This window comes from Streptomyces globisporus (assembly GCF_003501885.1).
GTDB lineage: Bacteria > Actinomycetota > Actinomycetes > Streptomycetales > Streptomycetaceae > Streptomyces > Streptomyces globisporus_D.
Genome location: NZ_QWFA01000266.1, coordinates 1 through 7,314 on the forward strand (window position 1 = coordinate 1; position 7,314 = coordinate 7,314).

Consider the following 7,314-nt stretch of genomic DNA (forward strand, 5'->3'; position numbering starts at 1 on the left):
TCCACCGCACCTACCGGTTCCACCGCACATGCCCGTTCCGCAGCACCGCTCACTCTGTCCGCTGTCCGCTCCACGCACCCGATTCGAACGAGGTTGTCCGGACCATGAACTCCCGCCAGCGCCGCGGCGTGATACTCCTGCTCCTGTCGGTCCTGTGCGCCTTCGCGGCCTTCGCCGGCGTGCTCTCGGTGATCAGCGACGTCAACTCGAAGGTCGGACCCGAGGTGACGGCGTACCAGCTGAAGACCAACGTGGCGCCGTACACCGCGCTGAACAGCGGCCAGTTCGAGAAGATCAAGATGCCCAAACGGTGGCTCTCGGAGAACGCCGTGACCGACCTGCGGGAGGTCGAGTCGAAGATCGCGGTCACCGAACTCCGCCAAGGCTCCCTCCTTCAGTCGGACATGATGGTCCGCAAGCCCGAACTCCGCGCCGGTGAGCAGGAGATCGCCATCATGATCGACGCCTCGACCGGCGTGGCGGGCAAGATCACACCGGGCGCCACGGTCAACATCTACGCCACCTTCGCCGGTGAGCAGCAGGGCGACCCGGCCCAGTCCAAGGTCATCGTCTCCAACGCCAAGGTGCTGGACGTCGGTGAGCTCACCGCCCTCGACCCGAGCGCGGACGACCGGGGCACCCGGGCCACCGAGGCCGTGCCGATCACCTTCGCCCTGAACACGCTCGACACCCAGCGCGTCGCCTACGCCGAGTCGTTCCGGCGTCGGCGCGACCGTCACCGCCATCCAACTTGCCCTGGCCGCCCAGGCGTCCGGCAACACGGTCGCGCTGGTGGACATGGACCTCCAGACCGGGGACATCGCCTCGTTCCTCGACGTCCAGTTCCGCCGCTCGCTGGTCGACCTCGCCCTGATCACCGACATATCGCCCCGCGTGCTGTCCGACGCGGTGTTCTCCCACTCCACCGGCCTCGCCCTGCTCCTCGCCCCCGGCGAGGGCGAACGCGGCGAGGAGGTCAGCGACCGGTCGGCCCGCCAGATCGTCAGCGCCCTGCGTACCCGCTACGAGATCGTCGTCATCGACTGCGGCGGCCAGATGAACGGGGCCAACGCGGCCGCCGTCGAGATGGCGGACGTGGCCCTGCTGGTCACCACCCCCGACGTGGTCGCGGTTCGCGGCGCGAAACGCGTCGTACGGATGTGGGAACGCCTCCAGATCCGCAAGGCCGAGGAGACGATCACCCTCGTCAACCGGTTCACCCGCAACACCGAGATCCAGCCGCCGCTGATCCAGAAGATCACCGGCACCCGGGTCGCCTCGGCGGCGGTCCCCGCGAACTTCAAGGAACTCCAGGCATCCATCGACTCCGGACGCCTGCACGAACTCGACGCCAAGAGCACCGTCAAACAGGCGCTCTGGGGCCTGGCCGGAGAGCTGGGCATCGTCAAGGAGAGCGCGACAGGCAAGAAGAGCGGCGGTGCCCTGGTCAAACGGAACAGCGGCGCCTTCAAGAACGACCGGGGCTCGATCGGACGCCCGCGCCGCCGGCGCGACGGCTCCGGCCGCGGCCCCGGAGACTCCGAGGGGACACGTTGAGCGATGACCACCACGAGAACAGCTCGCAGCGGCATACGGGGGCGGATCACCGCCCTACGTGACCGCCGGGGCCGGGACCGCGGCCAGACGGCCGTCGAGTTCCTGGGCATGACCCCCTTCATCATCCTGATCATGCTGGTGCTCTGGGAGTGCGCGCTGATCGGCTACACGTTCAGCCTCGCGGGCAACGCGGCGGACGTGGGGGCGCGCAAGGGGAGCGGGGCGGAGTTCGCGCCCGATCTGGCGTGCCGGCAGGGCGCGCTGAAGGACCTGCCCGGCGCCTGGCGGAGAGCGGCGGACGTGGACTGCGGCGGGAGCAGCAGCAGCCTGTACGAGGCCACGGTGGAGCTGAAGGTCCCGGTGCTGGTGCCGGGCCTGTTCGACCTCGACACCAAGATCACGGGCACGGCGGGATCGCCGAGGGAGGAGGCGCGGTCATGGTGACGAAACATGCGAACGGTGAGAGCTCCCGTCCCGCACGCCCGAAGGCCGACCGGGGCCAGGTCGCCATGGAGTACCTCGGCTTCCTCCCCCTGCTGCTCCTCGTCGCGGTGGCGGCCATCCAGCTCGGCGTCGCCGCGTACGCCGCGAGCCAGGCGGGCACGGCCGCCCGAGCCGGAGCCCGTACGGAAGCCAGCGTGGACGCCCGGGGCAGCGGCGAGAGCAACGCGCGCGACGCGGTGAGCGACTGGGTGGAGGACGGCGGGTTCGAGTACCGCAGGACCGGCGGCCGGGACATCACGGTCACGGTCGAGGTGAAGGTGCCCTCCATCGTGCCGGGCCTGGACGACTGGACGGCCAAGCGGAGCGCGACGATGCCCAACGAGCACGTCGGCTTCGGCTTCTGACCCCCGCCCGCCCGAGATCCCGACCGCGACGACCCGACGACCCGACGAGGAGAGTTACGCAGATGAGCCTGCGGGCACGCATGACCGCTCCGGAGGAGCAGGGCGGGGCACGGGAGGACGGCCACATGGTGGCCACCTACCGGGCCAAGCTGCTGGAGGAGATCGACCTCGCGGAGATGTCCTCGCTGGCCGCCGCCGACCGGCGGGCCCGGCTGGAACGCGTCCTCGGCCACATCATCAGCCGCGAGGGCCCGGTCCTCTCCACGGTCGAACGCTCGCAGCTCATCCGCCGCGTCGTCGACGAGGCGCTCGGCCTCGGCATCCTGGAACCGCTCCTGGAGGACGCGTCCATCACCGAGATCATGGTCAACGGCCCCGACCAGATCTTCGTCGAACGCAACGGCAGGGTCGAACAGCTCCCGATGCGCTTCGGCTCCCACGAGCAGCTGATGCAGACCATCGAGCGGATCGTGTCGACCGTCAACCGCCGCGTCGACGAGTCCAACCCGATGGTCGACGCCCGCCTCCCCAGCGGCGAGCGCGTCAACGTGATCATCCCGCCGCTGTCGCTGACCGGCGCGACCCTCACCATCCGCCGCTTCCCGCGCTCCTTCACCCTTCAGGAGATGATCGGCTTCGGCTCGCTGGACGAACAGATGCTGGTGCTGCTCGCCGGGCTCGTCCAGGCCAAGCTCAACATCATCGTCTCGGGGGCCACCGGCACCGGCAAGACGACCCTCCTCAACGCGCTCTCCGGGCTGATCCCGAACGCCGAGCGCATCGTCACCATCGAGGACTCCGCCGAACTCCAGCTCCAGCAGAGCCATGTGATCCGGCTGGAGTCCCGCCCGGCCAACGTCGAGGGCAAGGGCCAGATCACCATCCGCGACCTGGTCCGCAACTCGCTGCGTATGCGCCCCGACCGGATCGTCGTCGGTGAGGTCCGAGGCGGCGAGTCGCTCGACATGCTCCAGGCGATGTCCACGGGTCACGACGGCTCGCTGGCCACCGTCCACGCCAACAGCGCCGAGGACGCGCTGATGAGGCTCCAGACCCTCGCCTCGATGTCGGAGGTCGAGATCCCCTTCGAGGCGCTGCACGACCAGATCAACAGCGCCGTCGACGTGATCGTCCAGCTCACCCGGCACGCCGACGGCGCCAGGAAGATCACCGAGATCGCGGTCCTGGACAGCCACGGCCGCGACCCGTACCGCATCGTCACGGTCGCCCGCTTCAACGCCCAGCCCATGGCCCCGGACGGCCGGATCCACGGCGACTTCCAGTACCTCCCGCTGCCCCGGAGGCTCGCCGAGCGCCTCTACCTGGCCAGCCAGCCCATCCCGCAGGCGTTCGGCGTCGCCCACTCCGCCGAACAGCTCGCCACCCGAGAGGCCAACTAGGTACCGAGCCATGGACAACGTCAACCTCCCCCTCATCACCGTCGGCGTCACGCTGCTGTGCTGCGTGCTCGGCGTGATGGGCCTGTACGCCTACTCCGGCGGCAAGGCCGACCGCGACGCCCTCGTCGAACGGCTCTCGCACGTCGGGCAGATCCCCGAGACGGGGCGCGTCCGCCGCTTCAAGGGGCTCGACCGCAGGCTGCGCGGCACCGCGCTCGGCCGGAAGCTGGAGCTGAAGCTCGCCGCGACCGGCCTGGACATCACGCCCGGCGAGTTCCTCGTCTACGCGGTCGTCGCGATGGCGGGGCTCTGGATGATCGCCTCCTCCATGCTCGCCGCGTTCTTCGGCCCGGTCGCCGCACTGATCGGTCTCTGGGGCACCAACGCGTTCCTCAACTGGCAGCGGGTCAAGCGCACCGAGCGCTTCATCAACCAGCTCCCCGAGCTCTCCCGCATCCTCGCCAACGCCACCCAGGCGGGCCTGGCCCTGCGCACCTCGCTGTCCATGGCCGCCGAGGAGCTGGAGAACCCGGCCGGCGAGGAACTGGCCCGAGTGGCAAGGCGCCTGGCCGTGGGTGAACCGCTGGAGGACGCACTGAGCGAACTCACCGACCGCCTCCCCTCCCGCGAACTGGTCGTCCTGGTCACGACGCTGGTCCTCTCCAACCGGGCCGGCGGTACGGTCGTCAGCTCGCTGCGCAACCTCACCGAGACCCTGGAGGAGCGCAAGGAGACCCGCCGCGAGGTCAAGACCCAGCTCTCCCAGGTCACCGTCACCGCCTACGCCGTCCCGATCTTCGGCGTCGGCGCGATGCTGCTGATGAACGCGGTCATGCCCGGTGCGCTGGACCGGATGACGGGTGCCTTCATCGGCCAGGCGGCGGTGGTCGTGGCGATCGTCCTGTACGCGATCGGATTCGTCGTGATCCGCCGCCTGTCCCGTATCGACGTCTGACGAGCTGAGGGGAAGAACCGCCATGGACCTGCTGCTAGCTCTCGTCGTCGGCCTCGCCGTGTACGGGGCCATCCACGGCATCCGGATGTACCGGGCCGACGCCAAGCTCCCCGGCGACCTCGCCGTCGCCCTCGAATCCGGGGCCACCCGCACCGGCGCGGTCGGCTCCGGCATCGACCGCCTCGGCATCCGGTGGGCCCCCGCGGTCCTGCGGATGATGGGCCCCAAGGCCGTCAACAAGAAGCGCCGCCAGATCGACCTGGCGGGCAACCCCGGCGGCCTCACCATCGACCGTTACGCCGCCCGCCGCGCGGTGTACGGCGCGCTGGGCCTGCTGGGCGCGTTCTCCATGCTCCTGCGCGGCCAGCTCTTCCTGGCCCTCCTGATGGTCGCCTTCGGCCTGTTCTGGGTGGAGGCCGGCATCTGGTCGGCGATCCGGGTGCGCCGCGAGCACATCGAACGCACCCTGCCGGACTTCCTCGACGTCCTCGCCGTCGTCGTCTCCGCCGGACTCGGCTTCCGTCAGGCGCTGGACCGGGTCGCGGAGAAGTACGAGGGCCCGTGGTCGGACGAACTGCGGATCACGCTGCGCCAGATGGACATGGGCGTCAGCCGCCGCCAGGCCTTCGAGGAGCTGCGCAGACGCAACGACTCCGAGCAGGTCGCCATGTTCGTCACGACGCTCCAGCAGGGCGAGGAGCTGGGCGCGCCGATCGTCGAGACGCTGATCCAGATCGCCAACGACATGCGCCGCACCGACGCCCAGAACGCCCGCCGCAAGGCGGCCAAGGCGGTCCCGAAGGCGACGTTCGCGGTGACCACGTTCCTCCTGCCCGGCACGCTCCTGCTGCTCACGGTCGGATTCGTGTACGGAGCCGACGTCGACTTCGGGGCACTCACGGGCGGGTGACATGAACGACGGGCGGGATGGGGACGGAGACCCCGGAGCAGCTTTACGGGACACGAGACGGAGGTGACAGGCGCATGGCATACCAGCTCGGCAGCGCGCATCCCGGACTGGCCGCGGAACTGACCCGCGCCCACACCGGCACCCCGGCCCGCCCGGCGTTCGCCATCCAGGTCAACGCGCTCCAGGCGATGTGCCGCCAGGTCTTCGGCTTCCGGCTGGCGATGATCGCGATAGCGACTCCGTACGCCATCAGCCACACCGCCCCCGGCCTGCCCACCTGGTTCATCGGCTCGGCGATCCTGGTCACCTTCATGGGCTCGTACCTGCTGTTCCGGGACTGGGAACGTTTCGGCCCGGTCCTCCTGCGCCACCCCTGGCTGCTGGCCGTCGACGTGTTCTTCGGCGCGCTGCTGCTGATCACGGCGACGCCCGAGTCGACCCTCGCGTACGTCACCGTCTGCACCCCGCTGCTGGCGGGTCTGATCCACGGCTGGCGCGGGGCTGCGGTCTTCGCGGCGCTCCAGGTGCTCATCGTCATCGGTGTGTACGCGAGCGTCCCGAAACTGGAGGGGGACGGCGCGACACGGCTCCTCCTCCCCGGCTTCTGCGTGATAGCGGGCGCGGTCGGGGTCACCCTGCGCAACCTGCTCCTGCGCTTCGGGACGGCCACCCAGGCGCTCACCGAGACCCGGGCGCGGCTGGCGGTGAACGAGGCGGTGGAGGGCGAGCGCACCCGCCTGGCACGCGAGATGCACGACTCGGTCGCCAAGACCCTGCACGGTCTGGCGCTGGCCGCCGACGGTCTGGCGGGCTCGGCGGACCGCATGGACCCGCCCACCGTGAAGCTCCAGGCGGAGCTGGTCGCCCGGGCCGCCCGCCGGGCCGCCGCCGAATCCCGGGAGCTGCTCACGGACCTGCGCCGCGAACAGGGCCTGGAGGGCGGCGTCGACCTGGTCGCCGAACTGGCCGCCCAGGCGGAGGATTTCACCGCCCGTCACCCGATCACGGCCACCTTCCGCCGCCTCTCCGAGGAGACGCCGGTCCCCCCGGTCCCGCAGGCGGTGGCCCGCCAACTCCTCACCGTCGCCTCGGAGGCCATGGAGAACGCGCACCGCCACGCGTCCCCGACGTACCTGATCGTCCTCGCGGGCGTGAAGGGCGACATGCTCCGCGTCACCGTGTACGACGACGGCCGCGGCCTGCCCGCCGGAACGACGCTGGAAGCGCTGCGCCGGGCGGGCCACTTCGGCCTGGTCGGCATGGTGGAGCGGGCGGCGTCGATCGGGGCCCGGATCAGGATCGGCCGGGGGAAGGCGGAGAAGGGGACGGAGGTACGGGTGGAGCTGCCGCTGGCGGCGCTGGCGAGCGGGGCGGTGGAGAACCCGTCGCCGGCGCCCGGGTCCGCTACGGCGCCCGCACCCGCATCCGTACCTGCTTCCGCACCAGCTGGGGCACCAGCGCCGGCAGAAGCTTCCGCACCCCCACCATCACCCAAGACGGACACGCCGCTCACTCACCCGTAACCCTCGACCCTGAGAGGAGGTCGCAGCATGCCGGACGATGTCTCCCCTGCGCCGAACCGCTACGGGGCGGCGGCTCACCGCCCCGCCCCCCAGCACCCGTCGCCGCCCATCCCGCTCACCC

General features: G+C 70.6%; 6 protein-coding genes and 2 pseudogenes. All 8 read left to right on the forward strand.

Annotation, left to right across the window (positions count from 1 at the left end):
- Positions 1-104 precede the first annotated feature (104 nt).
- Positions 105-719, forward strand: a pseudogene (cpaB, locus tag D3105_RS31285) (Flp pilus assembly protein CpaB); the annotation flags it as partial.
- Positions 706-1,557, forward strand: a pseudogene (locus D3105_RS31290) (AAA family ATPase); the annotation flags it as partial. The pseudogenes cpaB and D3105_RS31290, both read left to right, overlap by 14 nt.
- Positions 1,558-1,560: 3 nt before the next feature.
- Complete coding sequence (locus tag D3105_RS31295; protein ID WP_118906261.1) at positions 1,561-2,001, forward strand: TadE family protein; 441 nt, start codon at positions 1,561-1,563, stop codon at positions 1,999-2,001.
- On the forward strand, positions 1,995-2,405 hold the full coding sequence (locus D3105_RS31300) for a TadE/TadG family type IV pilus assembly protein (RefSeq protein ID WP_118906262.1): 411 nt from the start codon (positions 1,995-1,997) through the stop codon (positions 2,403-2,405). The genes D3105_RS31295 and D3105_RS31300 overlap by 7 nt, the downstream gene beginning before the upstream one ends.
- Before the next feature lie 62 nt (positions 2,406-2,467).
- Positions 2,468-3,805 carry a CpaF family protein gene (locus tag D3105_RS31305; RefSeq protein ID WP_118906263.1) on the forward strand — a complete coding sequence of 446 codons (1,338 nt, stop codon included), beginning with the start codon at positions 2,468-2,470 and terminating at the stop codon, positions 3,803-3,805.
- Between the two features lie 10 nt (positions 3,806-3,815).
- Positions 3,816-4,760: a type II secretion system F family protein gene (locus D3105_RS31310; protein ID WP_118906264.1), complete on the forward strand. Its 945-nt coding sequence runs from the start codon at positions 3,816-3,818 to the stop codon at positions 4,758-4,760.
- Positions 4,761-4,782: 22 nt separating this feature from the next.
- Positions 4,783-5,670, forward strand: coding sequence for a DUF5936 domain-containing protein (locus tag D3105_RS31315; protein WP_044372296.1), 888 nt, complete (start codon positions 4,783-4,785; stop codon positions 5,668-5,670).
- Positions 5,671-5,744: 74 nt separating this feature from the next.
- The gene (locus D3105_RS31320) at positions 5,745-7,193 is read left to right on the forward strand and encodes a sensor histidine kinase (RefSeq protein WP_118906265.1); all 1,449 of its coding nucleotides are present in this window, start codon (positions 5,745-5,747) and stop codon (positions 7,191-7,193) included.
- The last annotated feature ends 121 nt before the right edge of the window (positions 7,194-7,314 follow it).